The sequence below is a fragment of the Aeromonas sp. QDB56 genome (genome assembly GCF_027705505.1).
Taxonomy (GTDB): domain Bacteria; phylum Pseudomonadota; class Gammaproteobacteria; order Enterobacterales; family Aeromonadaceae; genus Aeromonas; species Aeromonas caviae.
Genome location: NZ_JAPDBZ010000057.1, coordinates 1 through 23,853, shown reverse-complemented (window position 1 = coordinate 23,853; position 23,853 = coordinate 1). Strand labels below are relative to the sequence as shown.

The following is a 23,853-nucleotide window of genomic DNA, read 5'->3' as shown; positions in this document are numbered from 1 at the left end:
TGTTTGGAGACAGCCAGTTTACCAGCACCCTGTCTGTCAACTTCCACTTCCCCAAGATCCCGCGAAGAACCTTTTTTGTGCCCGCTTTCCTCCGGCCCCGCTTGTGCGTGAGACAGCTCACACATTGCGCCAATAAACGATCGGGCGAAAGCGCCGTCAAAACCCGCCACCGATCACACTCCCTTGCCGCCAGTCCGCTCCTTTCCTCTTCTTGATCGCCAAAAGGGCTTCTTTTGATGCCTTTCCCTCCGGATTTCCACTTCGAATCGGAAAAAACCTGCCTCCTCCCGCACTCTCCTCCGCTTTATGGTGATCCCATCTTTTCTGCCAGCCTGGAGAGCAGACCTTGAACACCGACACCCATGACGCCCCCCTGACCCCGGACAGCCCGGCACTGCTGCGCAAGACCGACCTGACCCTGGCCCGCATTCACAACCTGCTGGCGGATCAGGGCATACGCCCCAACGACGTGCAGCAGCAGATGCTGGCCTCCCACGTCAAGGCCATGGTGTGGCGCTCCTACAGCGGGGAATCCCTGCCGGAAGTCGACCTCAGCCTGTTCGAGGAGATCTCCCCCCTCTCCCTGCGCCTGGCCGAACAGGTCGTCGCCTGGCTCGACCGCCTCGCCTACGAGGAGGCGCACCTCTTGTCCGTCCATTTTGAAGTGGCCAAAGAAAACGAACTCAGCTCAGTAAAAGGAGAAAGCTAAATGACTGCCATCAAACTCGTGATTGGAGATCGTCTCGGCAAGGGTCAGAAAGTGGGGGCGGGCGCAGAAGCCGCCGGCGCCACCGTGACCGTCATCCCCGGCATGGCCGCCGACATGAAGCTCGGTGATGTGATGAACAAGGAGCAGGCCGACCTTGGCATCTCCTTCTGCGGCAGCGGTGGCGCGGGCGCCATCACGGCCCAGACCAAGTACGGCTACAAGTGCCGCTACGGCATGCGATCCATCGAGGAGGGTGTCACCGCCATCAACGAGGGGTGCGTGGTACTGGGCTTCGGCTTCATGGACAAGGAAGAGCTGGGCCAGAAGCTGATCGAAGCCTTCGCCAAGAAACACGGACGCGCCTGATGAAAGAGCACTTCACCACCCGGATCACGGTCAACGGCAAGGGGGCGACTCGCCAGCAGGCGTTCGCTGCAGCCCTCAGCCAGGTGCAACCCAGCCTGCTCAAGGAGAGCCCCAAGGTGATGCTGCGCATCGAACCCCTCGAGGTCGAGGTGCTCGAGGCCGAGGAGTCGGTACGGGTGGAGAAGTTCCTGTTCTTCTTCCTGCCACGCCAGCGCCACGAGTTCCGGGTCCGGCTGGCGATCACCGTCAAGGTCACCAGCCTGGATGTCGACAAGGTGGATTTCACCCGGGCCTGACCCCACAACCAAAAGGACAAGTTGGATGTTTCTAATCATTTTGATGAAGTCACTCATCATCGGCGGCCTGGTAGGCGTCGGGGTGGGGGCTGGCGCGGCGCGGATGTTCCACGCCCCGACCGTGCAGGGGATGGGCGCGTTCCGTACCCTGGGCGAGCTCAACTCCTGCGAAGGGGACCCCGCATCCCACTTCTCGTTCGGTCTGGGCTTCTTCTTCAACGCCTGGGCCTCCACGGTCGCGGCCGGCGCCTTCACCCAGGACGTGGATCACCGCATCCTGCCGAACTGGGGTGCAGCGGCCCTGATGATCAAGAACCGGGATCTCGCCACCACCCTCCATGATCCCAAAAAGATGGCCATCGCCTGCGGCATCATTGGTGCCATCGTGGTCGCCTTCCTCAACAGCACGGCCGCCGCCGTACCTGCCGCCCTGCAGGTGACCGCGGTCAAGGTGCTGGTGCCCGCCGCCAACCTGCTGGTCAACACCGTCATGCCGGTGATCTTCTGGCTGGCCGCCATCGAGGCAGGCAAGAAGTCCGGCTTCTGGGCCACCATCTTCGGCGGTCTGGCCCAGCTCATCATGGGCAACGCGGTACCAGGCCTGGTGCTTGGCATCCTGATCGGCAAGGGGGTGGAAGAGAGCGGCTGGAACCACGTCACCAAGGTGATGATGAGTGCCATCGTCCTGTTGTTCGTGCTGAGCGGCTTCTTCCGCGGCTTTGACATGAAACTCATTGAATCCTTCCACCTGGGCGTTCCCCTGTGGCTGGAAAACGTCCACAACCTCATGAGCGGCAAATAAGGGTGCACACCATGGATGAGAAACTGAGAAACAACTTCTGGTATGCCGACTGGTCCTTCCCCATCTTTGTCGGTCTGCTCTCTTCCGGCGTCTTCGCCGGTACCCACATGTTCTACCTCTACGGGGTCGGCGCATTCAACGAGGTGGCCTTCGTTGCCATGCTCAAGGCCGGCATGGACACGGGGGCCTATGGTGCAGTCGCCGCCTTCGGTGCCAGCTTCCTGTTCGCCCGCATCATCGAGGGCTCCCTGGTGGGGATCCTCGACATCGGCGGCGCCATCCAGACCGGAGTCGGCCTCGGAGTGCCCGCCCTGCTGCTGGGGGCCGGCATCATCTATCCGGTGGAAAACTTCACCGCTTCCCTGATCACCGGCATGGGGATTGGGATGGCCATCGGCTACGTGATCATCCTGGCGCGCAAGTTCACCATCAACTAGAGCAACTCCACCTACGGCGCAGACGTCATGATGGGGGCTGGCAACAGCTCGGGCCGCTTCCTCGGTCCCCTCATCATCCTCTCCGCCATGGGCGCCTCCATTCCCATCGGGATAGGCTCCCTGCTGGGTGCCCTGCTGTTCTACATCTGGGAGAAGCCCATCACGGGCGGCGCCATTCTGGGGGCCATGCTGTTCGGGACCTTCTTCCCCATCGCCCTGGCTTAATCCAAGGCCGTCTCTTCGGCGGCATTCAAGAACCTGTTTGCGCTCTGCCGCGAAAGGTCGTCAGCAAGGTGAAGAGCAGCGCAGGGGCCGGAGCGTATGGATAGACGTGAGAACTCCTGGTTACAAATACGCGAGCAGCACATGAGCCTTGGAAGCGGCCTCGCAGTAAGAGCACAAGCAGGTTCCAAGAGGGATATCAGCATGTACGACATGATCATCAGGGCGGGACGCCTGGGAAACGGGCAGCTTGTCGACGTCGCCATCAAGCATGGCAAGATAGCGGCGCTGGGTTCGCTGCCAGAGAGCACGGAGGCGAAGCAAACCCTCACTCTGGGCGGGCAGGTCCATGTGAGCGCCGGCTGGATCGACGGCCACACACACTGCTACCCCGCCTCTCCCCTCTATCACGATGAGCCGGATAAGGTGGGCGTGGAATCCGGCGTCACCACCGTCATCGACGCCGGCAGCACCGGAGCCGACGACGTGGACGACTTCCAGCGTCTCGCCGCCACCTGCAAGACCCGGGTGCATGCCCTGCTCAACATCTCCCGCATCGGTCTGCTGCGTCAGAACGAGCTGGCGGATCCGGCAGACATCGATCCCGTCCTCGCCCAAGCGGCCATCCGGCGCCATCCCGGCTTCATCGTCGGCATCAAGGCGCGCATGAGCGGCAGCGTGGTGGGTGAAAGCGGTCTGCAACCCCTGCGCATGGCCAAGCAGATCCAGCAGGCCAATGGCAACCTGCCACTGATGGTGCACGTGGGCAACACGCCGCCGGATCTGGACGAGATCGTCGCCCTGCTGGGGGAGGGCGATCTGCTGACCCACTGCTTCAACGGCAAGCCCAACCGCATCCTGACCCCTGCGGGTGAACTGCGCCAGGCGGTGCGCGAGGCGATGCGGCGGGGACTCTTGCTCGACATCGGCCACGGCGGTGCCAGCTTCAGCTTCGAGGTGGCAGAGCTGGCCATTGCCCAGGGCATCCTGCCCCACACCATCAGCTCAGACATCTACTGCAAGAACCGCATCAAGGGGCCCGTCTACAGCCTTGCCCACGTGATGTCGAAGTTCTTCGCCATCGGCATGACCCTGGAGCAGGTGCTCGCCTGCGTCACTCACCAGGCCGCCGATGCCCTGCGCCTGCCCGGCAAGGGGCGACTCGAGGTGGGCGCCGATGCAGACATCACCCTGTTCGAGGTGAGCTGCGGCCCCACTCTCTTTACCGATACCGAGGCCGGCACCCGCAACGGTGATCGGCAACTGCTCCCTCTCGCCGCCCTGGTGGGCGGCGCACTGGTTCTGACTCACTACGGGAAATCACACCATGCCTTCTGTGTATGAGAAATACCGGCTCAAACCGGTGATCAACGCCTCCGGGCGCATGACCATTCTCGGCGTCTCCACCCCCGAGCAGGAGGTGGTCGACGCGGTCAACTTCGGCCTAGGCCACTACTTCGAGGTGAAGGATCTGGTCAACAAGACCGGCGCCTACCTGGCCGAACTGCTGGGTGTTGAAGATGCGGTAGTGGTCTCCTGCGCCAGCGCCGGCATCGCCCAGTCGGTGGCCGCCATGATCGTGCGCGGCGACCCCTATCGCCTCGAGCAGTTGCATGCTCATGCCCACGACGTGCCGAGCGACATCGTGCTGCCCAAGGGCCACAACGTGAACTTTGGTGCCCCCGTCGGCACCATGGTCAACCTGGGGGGCGGCAGGGTGGTGGAGGCAGGCTACGCCAACGAGTGCTCACCCGCCCAGCTGGCCGCCGCCATCAATGCCAATACCGCCGCCATCCTCTACATCAAGTCCCACCACTGCGTGCAGAAGAGCATTCTGTCGGTGGCCGAGGCGGCCGAGGTGGCCAAGGCACACGGGATCCCGCTCATCGTCGATGCAGCGGCCGAAGAGGATCTGCGTCTCTACTACAACCAGGGTGCGGATCTGGTCATCTACAGCGGCGCCAAGGCCATCGAAGGGCCCACCAGCGGCCTGGTGCTCGGCAGGCGTCAGTATGTGGGGTGGGTCAAGCAGCAGGCTGGCGGCATAGGCCGTGCCATGAAGGTGGGCAAGGAGGGGATCCTCGGCCTGACCCACGCCATCGAGCGCTACCTGGCCAAAGAGAAGGAGAGCGGCACCGCCATGGTCGCCAAGATGACCCCCTTCATCGAGCGCCTCAACCAGCTGCCCGGCGTCAGCGCCAAGGTGGTGTGGGACAGTGCGGGGCGCGACATCGCCCGCACCGACATCGCCTTCGACCACCAGCAGATCCGCATGACCACGGTGGAAGTGGTCTCCCGTCTGCAACAGGGTACCCCCGCCATCTACTGCCGCGGCTACAAGGCCAACGAGGGGCACATCGAGATAGATGTGCGCAGCGTCACCCTGCCCCAGCTCGACCAGATCCACTCCGCCATTGCCCACCTCGTTCAGGAGAACAACTGATGTCTCTTACCCCCAATTACTACCGCGATCGGGTCTGCCTCAACGTGCTGGCAGGTTCCAAAGAGAATGCCGTCGACATTTATGAGGCTGCCGAGGGCCACGTCCTGGTCGGTGTGCTCTCCAAGAACTACCCGGACATCCCCTCTGCCGTCGCCGACATGCAGGCCTACGCCAAGCTTATCGACAACGCCCTCTCCATCGGGCTGGGAGCAGGGGATCCGCGCCAGTCCGCCATGGTGGCCGAGCTGGCCCGCCAGTTGCAGCCTCAGCATGTCAATCAGGTGTTCACCGGGGTCGGGGCCAGCCGGGCGCTGCTCGGTCAAGCTGACACCCTCGTCAATGGCCTTGTCTCCCCCACCGGCATCCCCGGCATGGTGAAGATCTCCACTGGCCCCCTCAGCGCACAGCAGACTGACGGCATCGTCCCCATCGACACCGCCATTGCCCTGCTCAAGGACATGGGCGGCAGCTCGGTCAAGTTCTTCCCCATGGGGGGACTCGCCTGCCGCGCCGAATATCAGGCAGTGGCCGAGGCCTGTGCCCGCCACGGCTTCTGGCTGGAGCCCACCGGCGGCATCGATCTTGAGAACTTCGAGGAGATAGTGCGGATCGCGCTGGAGGCAGGAGTCGAGAAGGTGATCCCCCACGTCTACAGCTCCATCATCGACAGTGTCAGTGGCCAGACCCGGCCGGAGGATGTGCGTACCCTCCTCGCCATGGTGAAGGCACTGCTGGCATAGCAACCCCACAGGCACCGGTCCGATCACTGGGCGGTGCCTGGCTTGTTAATGACCCCCTTGTTAACATCGACCCACCATGCGCGACAGGAGTCCTCACCCCCTCATGACCAAGCTGCCCCACCCCAGACTCCAGCAACTGCTCGCCCTGCTTCACGCCGAGCCTCTGCCACAGGAGGAGCTGGCCCGCCGTCTCAATGTTTCCACCCGCACGGTGCGTACCGACGTGGCGACCCTGAACGAGCTCATTGCCACCCGGGGCGCCCACCTGATCCATCAGCGGGGCAGCGGTTACCAGCTCAAGATCTACAATCAGGGACTGTTCGATGCGCTGCTGGCCGCCCAGGGGCAGGAGAGCCCTCTGCCTCGCACCAGCCGCGAGCGGGTGCTGCACCTCCAGGTCTTGCTGCTGACGGCGGAACAGGGGATCAAACTCGACGAGCTGGCGGACACCTGGTATCTCAGCCGGGCGGCTTTGCAAGGGGACATGACGGAGGTGCGGGAGCGGCTCGCCCACTTCGGGCTCACCATCGACAGCAAACCCAGAGTGGGGATGCGCATTGCGGGAAGCGAGATGGCGATCCGCGCCTGCCTCACCCAACTGCTCTGCCAGGAGCTGCTGCACCAGCATCCGCTCCAGAGCCTGTTGCCCACCCTCTGCCCCAGCAAGACGCTGGAGGTAGTGGGCAACCACATTCACGAGCAACTCGGTCGCCATCAGCTGCGCCTGGCCGACGAGAGCCTGCAGCAAGTCACCGTCTACTGTGCCGTCGCCCTGCTTCGCCAGGCGTCTGGCCACGAGTTGCGCCAGTTTGCCAGCGACGACATCACCCCGCCCCTGGCAGTGGTGGCCCGCGACATCTATGCCGAGCTGCCAACCCTGACGTCACCGGGGCAGGAAGAGATCGCCTGTCTCGCCATCCAGATCCAGGCTCGCCTCACTGCAGAGACGCCCCTGCTCAGCCCGGCCATGGCGGCCGAGAGCGAGCAGCTGACTACGCACCTGCTGGGTTACATCCACCACCACTACCCCTATGACCTGCGCGGCGACCCGCAATTGCGAGCCGACCTGCAGACTCATATCGGCGCCATGCTGCTGCGGGTCAAATACCAGATTGGCAGCCACAATCCCCTGGCGGACCACATCAAGCAGTATTACCCCCTCGCCTACGACATCACCCTGGCGGCCATCTCTGAGTGGATCAGGCAGACCCCCTACCGGTTGACCCACCACGAGATCGGCTACCTGGTGATCCACATCGGGGTCGGCCTGGAGCGCCACTACGACATCGGTTACACCCGGCGCCCCCAGGCGCTGCTGCTGTGCGATGCGGGCAACGCCACCTTCCGGGTGCTGGAAGCACGCATCCGGCGGGAATACCCCCAACTGCAGCTGACCACGCTGGAGTCGGTGCGGGACTATGAGGGACTGGTACGAGTCGAGCAGGATTTCGTCATCAGCACCCTCAAGGTGAGCGAGAAGAATGCTCCCGTGGTGCAGGTCTCCCCCTTCCCGACCCAGTACCAGCTGGAGCAGCTCGGCAAGCTGGTGCTCGTCGATCGCACCCGTCCCTATCTGCTCGACAAGTATTTCGATGCCGACCACTTCATGGTGCTTGATGAACCCATCAGCCAGGGGGCGCTGTTTGATCGCATCTGCAGCCAGCTTGAGGCGGAGGATCTGGTGCAGAGCGGATTCCGGGGATCCTTGCAGGAGCGGGAGCAGATCGTCTCAACCATGCTGGGGGACGGCATCGCTCTACCCCACTCCCTCGGCCTGCTGGCGCGCCGCACCCTGGTCTATACCGTGCTGGCCCCCCAGGAGATCGATTGGGGTAACGGCGAGAGCGCTACCCTCATCTTCGTGCTGGCCATCGCCAAGGCGGATTATGAGGAAGCCATGGGACTTTATGATCTGTTTCTGGCACTGATGAACGAAAAAGCCAGCAGAAATCTGCTGGCTTGTCGGGATTTTGCCGCTTTCAAGGCGCTGGCTCGCAGCGCACCTTGAGCACGCCGAGGCGTATTACTCCTCATTGAAGCCCGAGGTGAACAGCGCCACCACGGCGGCCAGGGCCTCCACCTCTTCGGGGCCCTCCACCTGCACCTCCACCTGTTTGCCCTGGGCGGAGTCCAGCATCAGCAGGCCGATCACGCTGTCCGCGTCGGCCTCGACTCCCTCTTCGTTGCGCAGCAACACGTGGGCATCGAACCCCTGCACCAGCTCGAACAGCATCATGGCCGGTCGCGCGTGAATGCCTAACTTGTTTTTGACTTCTACCGAGGCGGAAACGGTCATCTGAGCATCCTGTGGATCTGTCAGGCGGGGTTTGAACGCTTGTCCAACGTGCGATGGCGGATCTGCACGTTCTTGCCAAGCAACCGGAATGCGCTGGCCAGCCGCTCGGCGATGAACACCGAGCGGTGTTGTCCGCCGGTACAGCCGATCCCGACGGTCACATAGCTGCGATTGTTGCGCTCCAGGTGGGGCAACCAGGTCCCCAGCATATTCTCGATCTGCTGGATGAACAGCATGACATCCGGCTGGCTGGAGAGGTAGTTGGCCACGGGCTCATCCTTGCCGGTGAAGGGCTTGAGCTCCGGGATCCAGTGCGGGTTGGGCAGGAAACGGGCGTCGAACACGAAGTCCGCATCCTTGGGAATGCCGTACTTGAAACCGAATGACTCGAACACCAGCACCAGCTCGTTCTCTTTCTTGCCGAGCACCCGGGTTTTGATGAGCTCGCTGAGATCGTGAATGCTGAGGTTGGTGGTGTCGATGCGCAGGTCGGCGGTCGAGGAGAGCGGTGCCAGCAGGTGGGTCTCTTCCCGGATCGCCTCGTCCAGCGAAAGCTTGTTGCGGGACAGAGGATGCAGACGGCGGCTCTCACCGTAGCGTTTGAGCAGGGTCGCGTTGTCCGCATCGAAGAAGAAGCTCGAAAACTTGACTCGCCCCTCGTTGCGCACCTGGCTCAGCAGGTTCTCCAGCCTGTCTGCCTGGGCAGGCAGGTTGCGCACGTCGATGCTGACCGCCAGCTTGTCATACTGGCTCTCCACCGACACGATCAACTGGGGCAGCAGGTTGACCGGCAGGTTGTCCACGCAGTAGTACCCGAGATCCTCGAGCACCCTCAGGGCCACCGTCTTGCCGGAGCCCGAACGACCGCTTACTACTATTAACTGCATCTTGTCCCCTCACGCCAACGTGGCTGTGTCAGACCCGGCCTCAGGCCGACGTCATGATCTGATAGAGTTCTTCGTCGCTGGTCGCCTGGCGCAGCTGGCGGCAGACGGCCTTGTCACCCAGTTTGGATGCCATCAGGGAAAGAGTCTTGAGGTGCTGCTTGCACTCGCTTTCCGGCACCAGCAATGCAAAGAGCAGGTCAACCGGTTGATTGTCGATAGAATCGAAAGGGATGGGCTCGGAGAAGGTCATCAACACGGCGGTCGGCGCGAAGGCGTCGTCAATCCTACCGTGGGGGATGGCGATACCGGCTCCGATCCCGGTACTGCCCATCTTTTCTCGCGCCAGCAGGCTTTCAAACAGGACCTGGCGGGAAGCGCCGAGGCGCTCTGCGGCCAGTTCACTGATGATCTCGAGCGCGCGTTTCTTGCTGGTACAAGGGACCGCACTCTTGGTGCAGTCCCGACTCAGTATGTGTTCAAGTTGCATAGTTATTTTTGATTTAACTTATCTTTGTGCTTGATGATCTGCCGATCCAGTTTATCCAGCAGGGTATCAATCGCCGCATACATGTCGGCATGCTGCGAATTGGCGAACACCTCTCCCCCGCTGACATGCAGCTTGGCTTCGGCGATCTGGTTCAGTTTTTCGACGCTCAACACCACGTGTACGTTGTTGATATGGTCAAAGTGACGCTCGAGTTTGGCAAATTTGTTGTTCACATAATCACGCAGAGCTTCGGTAATCTCGACATGGTGTCCGGTCAGGTTAATTTGCATAACGTCTTCCTTTTGTTTGCCTAAACCAGGCGTTTGCGCTGATTGGATGGCGGGATCAACAAGGATTCACGGTACTTTGCGATCGTGCGTCTCGCCACCATAATACCCTGTTCGGCCAGCAAATCCGCGATCTTGCTATCACTAAGCGGCTTGGCGGGGTTTTCCGCCGTCACCAGCTTCTTGATCAGGGCGCGAATAGCGGTCGATGAGCACTCTCCTCCTCCCTCCGTATTGACGTGACTGGAGAAAAAAAACTTCAGTTCAAAAATGCCGCGGGGCGTATGCATGTACTTCTGGGTCGTGACCCGTGAAATGGTCGACTCATGCATCTCCACCGCTTCCGCGATGTCGTTGAGTACCATGGGTTTCATGGCCTCTTCGCCGTACTCGAAAAAGCCCTGCTGCTGCTCGACGATGCAGCTGGCCACCTTGAGCAGGGTGTCGTTACGACTCTCCAGGCTCTTGATGAACCACTTGGCCTCCTGCAAATGAGAACGGATGAACTGGGTATCCGTGCTGCTGCGAGCATTGCGCGCCATGGCCGCATAGGCCTCGTTGACACGGATGCGCGGAGCAGAATCCGGATTGAGTTCAACCACCCACTTGCTGCCCTTCTTGACCACGGACACATCCGGGATCACGTACTGGGATTCACTCTGGATGATGCCGTTGCCGGGTCTGGGCTCCAGTTGCTGGATAAGATCCAGCACCTCCTTGAGATCGCTCTCCTTGAGGCGGGTCTTGCGAGCCAGGGTGCGGTAGTCGCGATTGCCGAGCAGGTCCATGTGTTCGCGGATCACCTCTCTGGCTTCCTCGAGCCAGGGCAGGTCCGGCGAATACTGGCCGAGCTGGATCAGCAGACACTCTTGCACCGAACGGGCGGCGATGCCGACCGGATCGAAATGCTGCACCCGCTTGAGCACGGCTTCGATCTCATCCAGTTCGACTTCTACCTCCTCGCTGCTGACTGCAGCCTGAATATCCTCGAGGGTGGCAGTCAGATACCCGGATTCGTCGATGGCATCGATGATGGCAAGCGCGATGGCAGCATCCACATCACTGAACGGGGTGAGCCGCATCTGCCACAGCAGGTAGTCCTGCAGGTTCTCGGTGGTCTCCCCCTGATAGACGCTGTCTTCCCCGTCATGGATGGGGCCTGCACTCTGAGCTGTACCGGCCGAGTAGACCTCGTCCCAGGTGGTGTCCACCGGCAGTTCATCCGGCATGCTCTCCTGGGCCATGGCATCGCTGGAGTCGAGTTGACTGGCGTCCTGTGTCTCTGCCTGACTGGTTTCCTGCGCCTCGTTCTCCTCTTGCTCCAGCAAAGGGTTGTTGTCGAGCGCTTGCTGAATTTCCTGCTGGAGTTCCAGGGTGGAGAGCTGGAGCAGACGAATCGCTTGTTGTAATTGTGGCGTCATGGTCAGGGACTGACCGAGACGCAACTGTAATGTCGGCTTCATCTACGTCGGGATATCCTTATGTTCAGCGAGGCAGTCACCTAACAAAAATGAGGGGTGCCCCCTTACTATAGACTGAATTGATCGCCCAAATAGACGCGCTTGACCTGCTCATCGGCGAGGATATCGGCCGGCGCGCCCTCGGCAATCATCTTGCCGTGGCTGACGATATAGGCCTTCTCGCACACATCCAGCGTCTCTCTGACGTTGTGGTCCGTAATCAGCACACCCAACCCGCGCTCTTTCAGATGCTGGATGATCTTTTTGATATCGATGACTGAAATAGGATCAACACCTGCGAAAGGCTCATCGAGCAGAATAAATCTCGGTTCTGCCGCCAGCGCCCGGGCGATTTCCACCCGGCGCCGCTCCCCACCCGAGAGGCTCTGGCCCAGGCTGTCGCGGATATGGGTGATATTGAACTCTTCCAGCAACTGTTCGACCTTATCCTCCCGCTCTTCGCGGCTCAACCCCTTGCGGGTCTGCATGACCCCCATCAAGTTGTCGAACACCGACAGGCGCCGGAAGATGGAGGCCTCCTGAGGCAGATAGCCGATGCCATTGCGGGCACGGATATGCATGGGCTGCAGGCTGATGTCCTGCTCGTCGATGGTGATGAGGCCGGCATCCCGCTGCACCAGGCCCACGATCATGTAGAAGGAGGTCGTCTTGCCCGCACCGTTCGGGCCGAGCAGGCCCACGATCTGGCCCGTTCCCACCTCCAGGCTCACATCGCTGACCACCATGCGGCGCTTGTAGCTCTTTTGCAGACCCGTTGCTTTTAACACTGCCATGGCTGTTGTTTCCTACTTCTTCTGATCGGCGGGTTTGTCAAAGTTCTCCACCTGATCCGGCAGGAACACCGTCTTGACGCGCTGGGTGGGCCCCTTGCTCTCGGCAATCATCTTCTGCTTGACGATGTCGTAGCGAATGAGATCGCCGGTCACCTGGCTGTCTTCCTGCTTGAGCTGGCCATTGCCGGTGATGGTCACCAGCCGGTTCTTAAGCTCGTAGCGGATGCTGTTGCCATGGGCATTAACCGGTTTGCCGTTGTCCAGCACCTGGAAGAAGGTGGCTGGGTTGCCATACGCGGTCATGACCTCGGCGCCCTTGTCGCCGGAGCGGATCACCACCACCTTGTCAGCCTTAATCTTGATGGTGCCCTGGGTGATGATGACATCCTCGCTGAAGGTGATGCGGTTGTCCTGCATCTCGGCCACCTGCTTGACAGCATCCACATAGACCTTCTCGGCAAAGTCGGACTCTTTGGCATTCAGGGAACCGCACAGCAACAGGGCCGTGAGGGCCAGATTAACGTTTTTCATTGAAATAAGTGGCATGGCCTTTATCCAGTAACTCGAAATATTTACGTTCCAGGTGACCCTTGAGGCCAACGCCCTCGGTCTGGAACTCCTGGCCCACAATGCTGATGTGCTGGTTGCTTCTCATCCCCTGCGTCACCAGATCCAGCTCCAGATAGGAGGTATCCAGCGTGGAGATGAAGGAGGCGGGCAGCAGACCGTCCAGATGCACCTTGTCACGGAGGATCACATTGTCATCGGTGTTGAGCACCCCGGTTTCGGCCGTCAGCTTCCATTCGGCCGCGCCCTTGTCATCGAACATGTAGACCACCGGCTTGGTGAAAGTGGCCTGCTCGAACACCTGGTAGTACTCCGCATATTCGGATTCCAGCCGCTCGGTGCGCTTGCCCTGCTCGTTGAAGCGGGTCGTCACCAACTCTCTGGCGGTGAAGTCCGGTTGAAAATTTTCCGTCTTGGTGGTCGGCTCGGGGACCAGCTCGATCTCCCCCAGCTGCCAGGCCGCCAGCGCAGCCAGAAACAGCAGGCCGAACAGCACAGTCTGTTTGTTCATCGCGACGCCTCGGGTTGATAGTCAGCCAATCCCTGGGCCTGCAAGATCAGGTCGCACACCTCGCGCACGGCCCCGACGCCACCGCCAAGCCGCGTCACCAGATCCGCCTTCGCCAGCACAAGCGGATGGGCGTCGGCAACGGCGATACCCAGGCCGCAAGCCTGCATCACCGGTAGATCGATGGTGTCATCTCCCATATAGGCGGCTTGCGATGCATCCAGCCCGAGCTTGGTCAGCAAGGCCTCGAAGTGGGGCAGCTTTTGGTCTGCACCCTGCACCAGGTGCTGGACTCCCAGACTCTTCATGCGATCGCTGACGATGCGGGAGTTTCGCCCCGTGATGATGGCAATCTCGATGCCCGCATTGAGCAGGGCACGCATGCCGGCACCGTCACGGGTGCAGAAAGTCTTCAGCTCTTCGCCGTTATTGCCCATATAGATGAAGCCGTTGGAGAGCACCCCATCCACATCGCACACCAGCAGGCGGATCTGCGCCGCCTTCTCGTACTGGCTGCGCGTCACCGGACCATAGAGGGTCGGTACGTCTTGCATCAAATTACTCCGGCTTTCAGCAGGTCATGCATGTTGAAGGCACCCAGCGGGTGTCTCTCCCCATCCACGACCAACAACCCGTTGATTTTCCTGGTTTCCATCAGCTTGACGGCCTCGGCAGCCATCATCTCAGGCCCTACGGTAACACAGTTCACCGTCATGACGCGGCTGATGGGGGTGTGATGAATATCCAACTGCAGGTCCAGAATGCGGCGCAGGTCACCATCGGTGAACAGACCGGCAAGCAGCCCTTGATCGTCCACCACCGCCGTCATGCCGAGCCCCTTGCGGCTCACTTCCAGCAGCGCCTGGCTGATGGTGGCATCTATCCCCACCTTGGGCAACAGCTCGCCGCTGTGCATCAGATCGCCCACTCGCAACAGCAACCGCTTGCCGAGGGACCCGCCCGGGTGCGACAGCGCAAAGTCATCGGCGGTGAAGCCACGGGCCTCCAGCAGGGCCACGGCCAGCGCGTCCCCCATCACCAGGGTGGCGGTAGTGCTGGATGTCGGGGCCAGACCGAGGGGGCAGGCCTCTTTCTCCACCTTGATGCACAGGTGCACGTTGGCCTCTTTCGCCATGGTGGAAGCAGGATTGCCTGTCATGCAGATGAGTGGAATGCCGCGGCGCTTGAGCACCGGCAGCAGGGCCAGGATCTCGTCGCTCTCGCCGGAGTTGGAAATGGCGATGATGAGATCCCCGGCTGAGATCATGCCGAGATCCCCGTGGCTGGCCTCGCCCGGGTGCAGGAAGAAGGCGGGCGTTCCCGTGCTGGCCAGGGTCGCGGCAATCTTGTTGCCGATATGACCCGACTTGCCCATGCCGGTCACCACTATCTTGCCGCCACAGCGCAGCACCATCTCGCAGGCGCGCTCGAACGCCTCGTCAAGGTACTGGTAGAGTCCATCAATGGCTTGTTTTTCTATGTCCAGCACCGCTCGGGCGCTGCGACGGAAATCGAACAATTCAGACACTTTTTCAGGCTTTACAGACATAAAGGCACAGCTCCGGGCCGAAATTTGCTGCGGGATTATAAAAAAGTCTGCCGAGATAAGCGAATCGGATGCGGAATGGGCGGTCATTGACGCAGGTTGTTACATAAAACTGTCGCGTACTTGGGGGGGAAACCCGCTCAATAGTTGTTCCTCGCTGTTGCTTAGACCTAGACTAGCCCATAAAATTCGCTCTTCATTTATACCGGATGGACAATTGTTTGAACGATGACCTGATCACCATCTCCGACCTGACCTTCAGTCACGGGGATCGGCTGCTGTACGACAGGATCAACCTGACCATTCCCCGTGGCAAGGTCACCGCCGTCATGGGTCCGAGCGGGATCGGCAAGACCACCTTGCTGCGCCTGATCGGGGGCCAGCTCAAGCCTGAGTCCGGTCAGATCCTGTTTGACGGGGAAGACGTTCCCACTCTCTCCCGTTCACGCCTGTATGAAGTGCGTAAACGGATGAGCATGCTGTTCCAGAGTGGCGCATTGTTCACCGGCATGACCGTCTTCGACAACGTGGCCTTCCCGCTGCGGGAGCACTCCGGCCTGCCGGAAGAGCTGATCCGCACCATCGTCATGATGAAACTGCAGGCTGTCGGTCTGCGCGGGGCGGCCAAGCTGATGCCGTCCGAGCTCTCCGGTGGCATGGCGCGTCGCGCGGCCCTGGCGAGATCCATCGCGCTGGATCCGGATCTCATCATGTATGACGAGCCCTTCGTGGGGCAGGACCCCATCACCATGGCGGTGCTGGTGAAGCTCATCAAGGAGCTCAACGATGCCCTCGGCATCACCTCCGTCATCGTCACCCACGACGTGAAGGAGGTGCTGAGCATCGCCGACTACGCCTACATCATCGCCAACCGCAAGGTAGTGGCACACGGCACACCGGAGCAGCTGCGCGAGGAGCACAATCCCGAAGTCGAGCAGTTCCTCAAGGGATTGCCCGACGGTCCTGTTCCGTTTCATTTTCCGGCAGGCGACCTGCTACAGGATCTGTGATGTTGACAAGTCAGATAAGCAAGCTGGGCCGCAGCGGTGTGCGTTTCATCAACGCCGTCGGCCGGGCAACCATCATGCTGTTTCATGCACTGGCAGGACGACCCCAGCCACGCAAGCACTTCCCGCTGCTGGTGCAGCAACTGTATGTGGTGGGAGTGCAATCCGTCGCCATCATACTGGTGTCAGGCCTCTTCATCGGCATGGTGCTCTCCCTGCAGGGTTACAACGTATTGAAGGATTTCGGCGCAGAGCAGAGCCTGGGGCCTCTTGTTTCCCTCTCCCTGCTCCGTGAGCTGGGTCCTGTGGTCACCGCCCTGCTGTTCGCCGGTCGTGCGGGCTCCGCCCTCACCGCCGAGATCGGCCTGATGAAGGCCACCGAGCAGCTCTCCAGCCTGGAGATGATGGCGGTCGATCCGCTGCGCCGGGTCGTGGCGCCCCGCTTCTGGGCCGGGGTCATCAGCATGCCGCTGCTGGCCTTCATGTTCAGCCTGATCGGCATCTTTGGCGGCAAGCTGGTTGGTGTCGACTGGCTGGGGGTGGACGAAGGCAGTTTCTGGTCCGCCATGCAGGCCTCCGTCGACTGGCAGGACGACATCATGCAGGGCGCCATCAAGAGCCTGATCTTCGCCCTGGTGGTGACTTGGATAGCGCTCTTCAACGGCTATGATGCCAAACCGACCTCGGCCGGGATCAGTCAGGCGACGACCCGTACCGTGGTTCACTCATCCCTGGCCGTGCTCGGTCTGGATTTTATACTCACCGCAGTCATGTTTGGATAAGGGAAAGATGAAGTTCAGCAAAGTAGAATTTCTGGTTGGCGCCTTCATGCTGGCTGGCATCGCGGCCATTCTGGCATTGGCACTGCAAGTGGCGGGATTGAGTTTCAAACCGGAAGGAGAAACCTATACCCTGCGCGCCCATTTCGATAATATCGGCGGCCTGAAAGTGCGCTCGCCGGTCAAGGTCGGCGGCGTCGTCGTCGGTCGTGTCAGCGACATCACCCTGGATCCCAAGAGCCAGGTCCCCATCGTTTCCCTGCAGATGCAGAAGAGTGCCGGCGAGTTCTCCGAGACCAGCACCCTCTCCATCCTGACCTCTGGCCTGCTCGGTGAGCAGTACATCGGTTTGGCACCGGGGTTCAGCGATGAGGAGATGGGCACCAGCATGCTCAAGGATGGCGACATGATCGAAGACACCAAGTCCGCCATCGTGCTGGAAGATCTGATTGGCAAGTTCCTCTACAGCCAGTCCTCTCCGGCCAACACACCCGCAACCAAGGAGTAACCATGTTCAAGAAGATCGCCCTGATGCTGGGTCTGATGACCAGCATGCTGTTCTCCCTCGTCGCCCGTGCGGATGTCAACACTTCGGACCCCTATGCCCTCGTGGATCAGGCCGCCCAGCAGACCTTTGCCCGCCTGAAAGCCGATCAGGCCCAGGTGAAGAGCAACCCCGATCACCTGCGCGTTATCATCCGCGAGGAGCTGCTGCCCTACGTGGACAACCGCTTCGCCGCCTACAAGGTGCTCGGCAACCAGATCAAACAGACGACCCCTGCCCAGCGTGACGCCTTTGTGGACGTCTTCACCGAGTACATGGTGAGCTCCTACGCCGACGCCCTGGCACACTTTGACAAGCAGACCGTCAAGGTCCAGCCCGGTAAAGCCGCCGAGAGCAACATCACCGCCGTCAACGTCAGCGTGAAAGAGGCCGGCAAGCCGGACATCTTCCTCGAGTTCAAGCTGCGCAAGAACAACAAGACCGGCGAGTGGAAAGCCTTCGACATGGTTGCCGAAGGGATCAGCCTGCTCTCCGCCAAGCAGAACGAGCTGGGCGGCCTCATTCGCCAGAACGGCATCGATGCGGTGATCGCCCAGCTGCGTGAACACAACGCCAAGCCGCTGGTGATCAAGTCATGATCCTGAGCGGTGACTTGCAGGCCCCGCAGGTCAACGATCTGTGGCAACGCCGCGCCGACTGGTGGCAGGACGATCGGCTCGAACTCGGTGCCGTCACTACCCTGGATTCCGCCGGCCTTGCCCTGCTGGTCAAGTGGGCCAAGGCGGCACTGGCACGGGGTGCAACTCCGACACTGGTGGGTGCCTCCAACGATTTCCATACGCTGGCCAACCTCTACGGGGTGGCCAGCCTCTTTCATTCAACCCCGCTCACAACTGAGGACTCATAATGCAAGTCTCTGAAATTGAAGCGATACTCCTCGAGGCTTTGCCATTGTCCGAAGTCCATGTCAAAGGGGACGGCAGTCACTACCAGGTGATCGCCGTCGGCGACATGTTTGACGGCATGAGCCGGGTCAAGAAACAACAGGCCATCTATGCCCCGCTGATGGACAAGATCGCCACCAACGAGATCCACGCTCTCTCCATCAAGGCCTATACCGACGCCGAGTGGAAACGCGAGCGTAAATTCCAGCTGCCCTCCTGATTTGGTAAAGAAGTAAACCATGGACAAATTCAAGATCACCGGCCCCTGCACCCTCTCCGGTGAAGTGACCATCTCCGGCGCCAAGAATGCCGCCCTGCCCATCCTGTTTGCCACCCTGCTGTGTGACGAAGAGGTTCAACTCTCCAACGTACCGCGCCTGAAAGACGTGGGTACCACCCTCAAGCTGCTGGAGATGCTGGGCGCCACCACCAAGGTCAACGGCAACGTGACCGTGCTGACCGGCGCGGTAAACAATCATGTCGCCCCCTACGAGCTGGTGAAGACCATGCGTGCCTCCATCCTGGCCCTGGGCCCGCTGGCAGCCCGCTTCGGTGCAGCAGACGTCTCCCTGCCCGGCGGCTGTGCCATCGGTGCCCGCCCGGTCAACCTGCATGTCCACGGCCTGGAGCTGATGGGCGCGAAGATCGTCATCGAAGAGGGCTACATCAAAGCCCGCGTCGACGGCCGCCTGAAAGGTGCCCACATCCTGATGGACATGGTTTCCGTGACCGGTACCGAGAACCTGATGATGGCCGCCACCCTGGCTGACGGTCGCACCGTGATCGAAAACGCCGCCCGTGAGCCGGAGGTGGTCGATCTGGCCAACTTCCTCAACGCGCTGGGCGCCAAGATCCAGGGCGCTGGCACCGATACCCTGACCATCGACGGCGTAGAACGTCTGCACGGTGGCAGCTACAGCGTGCAGCCCGATCGCATCGAGACCGGCACCTTCCTGGTGGGCGCCGCCGTGACCGGTGGCAAGATCACCTGCCGCAACACCGACCCCAGCCTGCTGGAAGCCGTACTGGTCAAACTGGAAGAGGCTGGCGCCCTGATTGAAAAGGGTGACGACTGGCTCACCCTCGACATGACAGGTCGTACCCTGAAACCTGTCACCATCAAGACCGCCCCCTACCCGGCGTTCCCGACCGACATGCAGGCACAGTTCACCGTGCTGAACGCGGTCGCCCAGGGCACCGGCATGGTCACCGAGACCATCTTCGAGAACCGCTTCATGCACGTGCCCGAGCTGGTACGGATGGGTGCCGACATCGAACTGCAGGGCAATGTGGCCATCTGCCGCGACACCCAGCAGCTCAAGGGTGCCCAGGTGATGGCGACCGATCTGCGCGCCTCCGCCAGCCTGGTGCTGGCCGGCTTCGTGGCCGAAGGGGCCACCATCGTCGATCGCATCTATCACATCGACCGTGGCTACGAAGACATCGAGCACAAGCTGCAAGGCCTGGGTGGTCGCATCGAGCGCATCAAGGAATAAGCTGGCTTCACCATGAGCCGACGATAAAAAAGGCCCCCTCGCCAGGCGAGGGGGCCTTTTTCATGACTCCGAATGGCGGCACCCCCTTCTCCCCTTGCGGGAGAAGGGGGCGGGGACGAGGAGGACAAGCAGACACCCTTTCCCCGAGGGAGAGGGTCAAGGGTTCAGGCGGTCAGCCGCTCCAGCTCGCCGATAAGCCAGATGGCCTCCTGGCGATGGGAGCCGCACACGTCCGCCATGGGGCGAAAGCCGCCGCACACCGCCGGGCGCTCCGGCTGGCCGAAGATCTTGCACCCCAGGTGCGCATCGAGCTGCACACAGGGCACACCGGCGGGCTTGCCGTCCGGCATGCCGGGAATGGCACTGCTGATGCTGGGGGCGATGCAGCAGGCACCGCATCCCTGACGACATTCCATGTGATTTTTCCTCTGTGGGGCACCGCAGTGTAGCAAGGAGTCCGGTTTCTCCTAAGCCTTATCCCTGCCCGGGCACCCTGGCGCCCTGCAGAGCGCAAAAAGCCCGGCACTGCCGCAATGCTGTTCACTTAAGAGAATTTGAGTTCCAGTCCACGTAGTATCAGGGCTAAAAAATGAGGGAGGCATGATGCCTCCCTCTTTCTATTGCAAGCCACGCTGGATAAAGGCTGAAGGAACATCGACTGGAAACAGCCTTGCTCCCCCAACTCAAGTCGCATTTATGAATAATTAGTCAAAAATGTGCTTATCTGAACAGCATTGCGGCACTGCCGGGCTTTTTGCTGCGGGAGTCAGCACATCACAGGATGATGTCGCGTACCACGCTGTCCTTGCGATCCAGGAAGTGGATCGACTTGATACGACGGCATGAGAGTACGTGACTTGCCGCCACCGCCATCCTCCTGCTTACAGGATGATGTCGCGTACCACGCTGTCTTTGCGATCCAGGAAGTGGATCGACTTGATACGACGGCATGAGAGTTCGTGACTTGCCGCCACCGCCATCCTCCTGCTTACAGGATGATGTCGCGTACCACACTGTCCTTGCGATCCAGGAAGTGGATCGACTTGATACGACGGATGGTGCGCGATTTGCCGCGGATCAGCAGGGTCTCGGTGGTTGCCATGACGCCGTCGCTGGTGATCCCTTCCAGCAGATCACCCTTGGTGATGCCGGTGGCCGAGAAGATGACGTTGTCATTCTTGGCCAGATCTTCGAGCTTGAGCACCTTGCTCACGTCGATGCCCAGCTCCTCGCAGCGCGCGATCTCCTGTTCACCCAGGGCGCGAACCTCGGGGCTGTCACCCTTGACCTGGTGGCGGGGGATCAGGCGAGCCTGCATGTCGCCGTCCAGGGCGCGGATCACCGCGGCGGAGATCACCCCTTCCGGTGCGCCACCGATGCCGTAGAGCATGTCCACTTCGCTGTCCGGCAGACAGGTGAGGATGGAGGCGGCCACGTCACCGTCGGGAATGGCGAACACCCGCACCCCCAGGCCCTGCATCTCCTTGATCGCCTTGTCATGACGCGGCTTGGCCAGAGTGATGACGGTCAGACGGGAGAGGGGCTTGCCGAGCGCCTTGGCCACGGCCTTGAGGTTCAGCTCCAGGGCCTGATCGAGATCGATGGCGCCTCTCGCCTTGGGGCCCACGATCAGCTTTTCCATGTACATGTCGGGAGCCTTGAGGAAGGATCCCTTGTCGCCCACCGCCAGCACGGCCAGGGCATTGGCCTGACCCATGGCGGTCATGCGGGTCCCTTCGATGGGGTCGACCGCGATGTCCACGGCGTCGCCCTGACCCGTGCCCACCTTCTCGCCGATGTAAAGCATGGGGGCTTCGTCGATCTCCCCTTCGCCGATCACAATCTCGCCATCGATCTGGATCTGATTGAGGATGTGGCGCATGGCCGCCACGGCCGCGCCATCGGCGATATTCTTGTCACCACGTCCGAGCCACTTGTAGCCAGCCAGTGCAGCCGCTTCCGTCACTCGGGAAAATTCGATTGCCAGTTCACGTCTCATCGCATATCCAACCTTAGGAGCTCGAAAACGGGCGGCATTCTACCACAAGGGCAAACCTTTGCGCGTAAAAGTGGCGACCAGCCACATAAATCCCGGTTTTCATCCCGCTGACATGGAACCGACACGGTTTGTTCATTGCACGGTCACCCGACTGTCATCTGTCACTTCTAGCATGGCCCCGTCTTTTAAAACAAAAGCTTGCAACACAAGGGATCATGATGAAAAAGCTGACAGTAGTAGCATTGGCTCTTACCGCCGCCTTCCAGGCTCAAGCCGTCGAAGTGTACAAAAACGAGAGCACCCTGCTCGACCTCTACGGCCGCATCTACGCCGGCCAGTTCTTCGGCGAGAAGAAAGAGCTGGACGCCAACGGTGACATCAAGAACGAATACAGCGACAAGCAGGGGGCCAACCAGTTTGTCCGTCTGGGCGCCAAGGTAGAGAGCGAGATCAACCCGGGTCTCAAGGCGCTGGCCCAGTACGAACTGCAGATGTACATCAACGACAGCGAGAAGACCGTCAGCGAGAACTCCGACAACCTGCGTACCCGTCTGGCGTTCGCCGGTGTCGGCGCCAACTGGGGGACCGTCACCTTCGGTCGCCAGAAGGGGGCTCCTGGCTTCCTGGCGGACTGGACTGATGTCTCTCTCTCCGACGGTTACGGCAACGAGGCACTGGGCGCCAAGACCGACACCTTCGCCACCAACCGCGCCGGCTCCGTGCTGAAGTACTCCGGCCTGTTCAACGGTTTCCAGGTCGATACCAGCTACAAGTTCGATGGCGGTGACACCGAAGAGACCTCCAGCAAGGACAGCGATGCCGCCTACGGTGCCGCCGTGGCCTACACCTTCCCGTTCAACCTCTCCCTGGGGACCGCCTACAACGTGGGCATCCGCGACAAGAGCGGTGAAGAGGATGCCAAGCTGTGGCTGCTCTCCGCCAAGTACGACAACAAGGCCCTCTACGCCGCCCTGAGCTATGCCGACGGCAGCGACTTCCTGGCCACTGGCAAGGATCACACCGGCTGGGAAGGGGCGCTGGGTTACAACTTCGAGAGCGGCTTCGGCCTGATGGCCCTGTGGAACAAGCAGAAGGTGGAGCAGGCTGGCAAGTCTGACTACGACTCCATCGACTACTACACCCTGGGTGCCCAGTACAAGTTCAACAAGAACCTGCGCGTCATCGGCGAGTACCGCATCAACAACCTCGACAGCCATGACAGCGGCAAGCTCAACACCAAGGATGACTTCCAGCTGGCGGCCCGCTACGACTTCTAAGTCGGCAACCACCTGATGACACGGCGCGCAGAGCACTCTGCGCGCCGTTTTTCATTTGGGAAGATCGCGTTGTCACTGAGGCTCAGAGCTTCTTCTGCCAGAACATGGCCCGGCCCACCTCGGGATCGAGCTCATAACCCGCAAAGCCGCTGGCACGATAGGCAGCCTGGGCCACCTTGTTCCCCTCCAGCCCCTCCAGGGTCAGCTTGCAGCAACCGAGCTCCCGGGCGAGCCGCTCCGCCTCCGCCAACAGCTGCTTGCCGATGCCGTGGCCGCGATGGGCAGGGTGTACCGCCACGTCGTGGATATTGAGCAGCGGCTGACAGGCGAAGGTCGAGAAGCCCTCGAAGCAGGTGGCAACGCCAGCGGGCTCCCCATCGACCCAGGCCAGCAGCACATGGGCACCGGGTCGCGCGGCCAGGGCGTCGGCCAGATTCGCCTTCACCTCGTCCGCCAGCGCACTGCCGCCCCCCATCTCGTCCCTGGCGTATTCGTCCAGCATCGCGATCAGCGCCTCGCCGTGGCGAGGGTTGTGCAGATCCGCCCTGATGATCTCGACCATGTTTCTCTCCCTGTGTGTTCCGGATGGTGCGCCAAGGCGCGAGGCTACCATGGTAGCGTCCCCTCCGAACCGAACCAAAGCTCCCCCGGCCTTTTCCCCGAGGTTCCAGCCCCCTCAATGCCTGCCCGCCAATGATCTCTTTTTCTTGCATCTTCTCCTTGCAAGGCAAATGAAAATCAATATCATTAGCAACCTCTCGCGATGAGAGAAATCAATAATTACAAATAAATCAACAAGTTCAGGCCGATTGGTCGACAAAGAGTCACACCCAGATGAACCATTCCCCCCCCCCGCGCGCCTTGCTGGGCGTCGCCTTGCTGGCGGTTTGCACCAGCCCCCGTGCCGAAGACGAAACCCTGAGGCGCTGTTTCCCAAATCAACCATCAAGCCACAACTGCCCCAGCCCCAAGTGACCGTTACACTCGGGGCTTTCTGAC

29 protein-coding genes and 1 pseudogene are annotated in these 23,853 nt (G+C 61.0%); 17 read left to right on the top strand and 13 right to left on the bottom strand.

The features are described 5' to 3' along the window. Positions 1–346 precede the first annotated feature (346 nt). The 9 genes and pseudogenes from OKB81_RS11070 to OKB81_RS11030 all read left to right on the top strand — a co-directional run bounded on the left by OKB81_RS11070 (position 347) and on the right by OKB81_RS11030 (position 8,023). Entirely contained in the window at positions 347–709 is a 363-nt protein-coding gene (locus tag OKB81_RS11070; RefSeq protein ID WP_010675859.1) for a transcriptional regulator, read from the top strand. Continuing rightward, positions 710–1,075, top strand: coding sequence for an SFCGS family glycine-rich protein (locus OKB81_RS11065; RefSeq protein ID WP_010675860.1), 366 nt, complete (start codon positions 710–712; stop codon positions 1,073–1,075). After that, positions 1,075–1,371: a DUF4312 family protein gene (locus OKB81_RS11060; RefSeq protein ID WP_041211841.1), complete on the top strand. Its 297-nt coding sequence runs from the start codon at positions 1,075–1,077 to the stop codon at positions 1,369–1,371. The genes OKB81_RS11065 and OKB81_RS11060 overlap by 1 nt, the downstream gene beginning before the upstream one ends. A gap of 25 nt (positions 1,372–1,396) precedes the next feature. After that, a complete protein-coding gene (locus OKB81_RS11055) occupies positions 1,397–2,173 on the top strand; it encodes a DUF4311 domain-containing protein (RefSeq protein WP_010675862.1) in 777 nt (258 codons plus the stop codon). Positions 2,174–2,184: 11 nt separating this feature from the next. After that, positions 2,185–2,835: pseudogene (locus tag OKB81_RS11050) on the top strand (DUF4310 family protein). A gap of 201 nt (positions 2,836–3,036) precedes the next feature. Next, a complete protein-coding gene (locus tag OKB81_RS11045) occupies positions 3,037–4,176 on the top strand; it encodes an amidohydrolase/deacetylase family metallohydrolase (protein ID WP_113978327.1) in 1,140 nt (379 codons plus the stop codon). Further along, positions 4,160–5,275, top strand: a complete 1,116-nt coding sequence (locus OKB81_RS11040; protein WP_113978329.1) for a DgaE family pyridoxal phosphate-dependent ammonia lyase — start codon at positions 4,160–4,162, stop codon at positions 5,273–5,275. The genes OKB81_RS11045 and OKB81_RS11040 overlap by 17 nt, the downstream gene beginning before the upstream one ends. Further along, positions 5,275–6,015, top strand: a complete 741-nt coding sequence (gene dagF / locus OKB81_RS11035; RefSeq protein WP_113978331.1) for a 2-dehydro-3-deoxy-phosphogluconate aldolase — start codon at positions 5,275–5,277, stop codon at positions 6,013–6,015. The genes OKB81_RS11040 and dagF overlap by 1 nt, the downstream gene beginning before the upstream one ends. A 103-nt stretch (positions 6,016–6,118) precedes the next feature. Continuing rightward, complete coding sequence (locus tag OKB81_RS11030; RefSeq protein ID WP_270662650.1) at positions 6,119–8,023, top strand: BglG family transcription antiterminator; 1,905 nt, start codon at positions 6,119–6,121, stop codon at positions 8,021–8,023. Positions 8,024–8,038: 15 nt separating this feature from the next. On the opposite strand, the gene npr is transcribed toward OKB81_RS11030, so the two are convergent. The 10 genes from npr to OKB81_RS10980 form a co-directional block, all read right to left on the bottom strand. Beyond that, entirely contained in the window at positions 8,039–8,311 is a 273-nt protein-coding gene (gene npr, locus OKB81_RS11025) for a PTS phosphocarrier protein NPr (protein WP_010675868.1), read from the bottom strand. Between the two features lie 20 nt (positions 8,312–8,331). Continuing rightward, positions 8,332–9,198, bottom strand: coding sequence for an RNase adapter RapZ (rapZ, locus tag OKB81_RS11020; RefSeq protein ID WP_010675869.1), 867 nt, complete (start codon positions 9,196–9,198; stop codon positions 8,332–8,334). Positions 9,199–9,238: 40 nt separating this feature from the next. Beyond that, positions 9,239–9,685, bottom strand: coding sequence for a PTS IIA-like nitrogen regulatory protein PtsN (ptsN, locus tag OKB81_RS11015; RefSeq protein WP_010675870.1), 447 nt, complete (start codon positions 9,683–9,685; stop codon positions 9,239–9,241). A 2-nt stretch (positions 9,686–9,687) separates the two neighbouring features. Continuing rightward, positions 9,688–9,975 (bottom strand): ribosome hibernation promoting factor, encoded by a 288-nt coding sequence (gene hpf, locus OKB81_RS11010; RefSeq protein ID WP_005305957.1) that lies wholly within the window; start codon positions 9,973–9,975, stop codon positions 9,688–9,690. Between the two features lie 20 nt (positions 9,976–9,995). After that, positions 9,996–11,435 (bottom strand): RNA polymerase factor sigma-54, encoded by a 1,440-nt coding sequence (locus OKB81_RS11005; protein WP_113978266.1) that lies wholly within the window; start codon positions 11,433–11,435, stop codon positions 9,996–9,998. A gap of 65 nt (positions 11,436–11,500) precedes the next feature. Next, the gene (gene lptB, locus OKB81_RS11000; RefSeq protein WP_010675872.1) at positions 11,501–12,226 is read right to left on the bottom strand and encodes an LPS export ABC transporter ATP-binding protein; all 726 of its coding nucleotides are present in this window, start codon (positions 12,224–12,226) and stop codon (positions 11,501–11,503) included. 12 nt (positions 12,227–12,238) lie between these two features. After that, positions 12,239–12,757, bottom strand: a complete 519-nt coding sequence (gene lptA / locus OKB81_RS10995; protein ID WP_010675873.1) for a lipopolysaccharide transport periplasmic protein LptA — start codon at positions 12,755–12,757, stop codon at positions 12,239–12,241. Then, entirely contained in the window at positions 12,744–13,304 is a 561-nt protein-coding gene (gene lptC / locus OKB81_RS10990; protein ID WP_270662665.1) for an LPS export ABC transporter periplasmic protein LptC, read from the bottom strand. The genes lptA and lptC overlap by 14 nt, the downstream gene beginning before the upstream one ends. Continuing rightward, positions 13,301–13,855: a 3-deoxy-manno-octulosonate-8-phosphatase KdsC gene (kdsC, locus tag OKB81_RS10985; protein WP_041211851.1), complete on the bottom strand. Its 555-nt coding sequence runs from the start codon at positions 13,853–13,855 to the stop codon at positions 13,301–13,303. The genes lptC and kdsC overlap by 4 nt, the downstream gene beginning before the upstream one ends. Then, entirely contained in the window at positions 13,855–14,850 is a 996-nt protein-coding gene (locus OKB81_RS10980) for a KpsF/GutQ family sugar-phosphate isomerase (RefSeq protein ID WP_270805243.1), read from the bottom strand. The genes kdsC and OKB81_RS10980 overlap by 1 nt, the downstream gene beginning before the upstream one ends. 206 nt (positions 14,851–15,056) lie before the next feature. Here OKB81_RS10980 and mlaF point away from each other — a divergent pair, with 206 nt between their 5' ends. The 7 genes from mlaF to murA are packed head-to-tail and all read left to right on the top strand — an operon-like array spanning position 15,057 to position 19,578. After that, positions 15,057–15,857: a phospholipid ABC transporter ATP-binding protein MlaF gene (gene mlaF / locus OKB81_RS10975; protein ID WP_069785529.1), complete on the top strand. Its 801-nt coding sequence runs from the start codon at positions 15,057–15,059 to the stop codon at positions 15,855–15,857. Then, complete coding sequence (gene mlaE, locus OKB81_RS10970; RefSeq protein WP_010675878.1) at positions 15,857–16,636, top strand: lipid asymmetry maintenance ABC transporter permease subunit MlaE; 780 nt, start codon at positions 15,857–15,859, stop codon at positions 16,634–16,636. The genes mlaF and mlaE overlap by 1 nt, the downstream gene beginning before the upstream one ends. A 7-nt stretch (positions 16,637–16,643) precedes the next feature. Further along, positions 16,644–17,141 (top strand): outer membrane lipid asymmetry maintenance protein MlaD, encoded by a 498-nt coding sequence (gene mlaD, locus OKB81_RS10965; RefSeq protein WP_010675879.1) that lies wholly within the window; start codon positions 16,644–16,646, stop codon positions 17,139–17,141. A 2-nt stretch (positions 17,142–17,143) separates the two neighbouring features. Beyond that, positions 17,144–17,776, top strand: coding sequence for a phospholipid-binding protein MlaC (mlaC, locus tag OKB81_RS10960; protein WP_039040470.1), 633 nt, complete (start codon positions 17,144–17,146; stop codon positions 17,774–17,776). Beyond that, on the top strand, positions 17,773–18,045 hold the full coding sequence (locus OKB81_RS10955; RefSeq protein WP_010675881.1) for an STAS domain-containing protein: 273 nt from the start codon (positions 17,773–17,775) through the stop codon (positions 18,043–18,045). The genes mlaC and OKB81_RS10955 overlap by 4 nt, the downstream gene beginning before the upstream one ends. Further along, positions 18,045–18,302 (top strand): BolA family iron metabolism protein IbaG, encoded by a 258-nt coding sequence (ibaG, locus tag OKB81_RS10950; RefSeq protein WP_010675882.1) that lies wholly within the window; start codon positions 18,045–18,047, stop codon positions 18,300–18,302. Before OKB81_RS10955 ends, ibaG begins: the two co-directional genes overlap by 1 nt. A 19-nt stretch (positions 18,303–18,321) precedes the next feature. Continuing rightward, positions 18,322–19,578 carry a UDP-N-acetylglucosamine 1-carboxyvinyltransferase gene (gene murA, locus OKB81_RS10945; protein ID WP_109112473.1) on the top strand — a complete coding sequence of 419 codons (1,257 nt, stop codon included), beginning with the start codon at positions 18,322–18,324 and terminating at the stop codon, positions 19,576–19,578. Between the two features lie 164 nt (positions 19,579–19,742). Here the strand turns inward: murA and OKB81_RS10940 are convergent, their stop codons facing one another. Continuing rightward, positions 19,743–19,994, bottom strand: a complete 252-nt coding sequence (locus OKB81_RS10940) for a YkgJ family cysteine cluster protein (RefSeq protein ID WP_010675884.1) — start codon at positions 19,992–19,994, stop codon at positions 19,743–19,745. A gap of 572 nt (positions 19,995–20,566) precedes the next feature. Beyond that, positions 20,567–21,577 (bottom strand): class II fructose-bisphosphatase, encoded by a 1,011-nt coding sequence (gene glpX, locus OKB81_RS10935; protein ID WP_039040467.1) that lies wholly within the window; start codon positions 21,575–21,577, stop codon positions 20,567–20,569. A 218-nt stretch (positions 21,578–21,795) separates the two neighbouring features. On the opposite strand from glpX, the gene OKB81_RS10930 reads away from it, so the two are divergent. Beyond that, complete coding sequence (locus OKB81_RS10930; RefSeq protein ID WP_029313567.1) at positions 21,796–22,854, top strand: porin; 1,059 nt, start codon at positions 21,796–21,798, stop codon at positions 22,852–22,854. An 82-nt stretch (positions 22,855–22,936) separates the two neighbouring features. On the opposite strand, the gene OKB81_RS10925 is transcribed toward OKB81_RS10930, so the two are convergent. Further along, complete coding sequence (locus OKB81_RS10925; RefSeq protein WP_201972699.1) at positions 22,937–23,416, bottom strand: GNAT family N-acetyltransferase; 480 nt, start codon at positions 23,414–23,416, stop codon at positions 22,937–22,939. Positions 23,417–23,853: the final 437 nt, after the last annotated feature.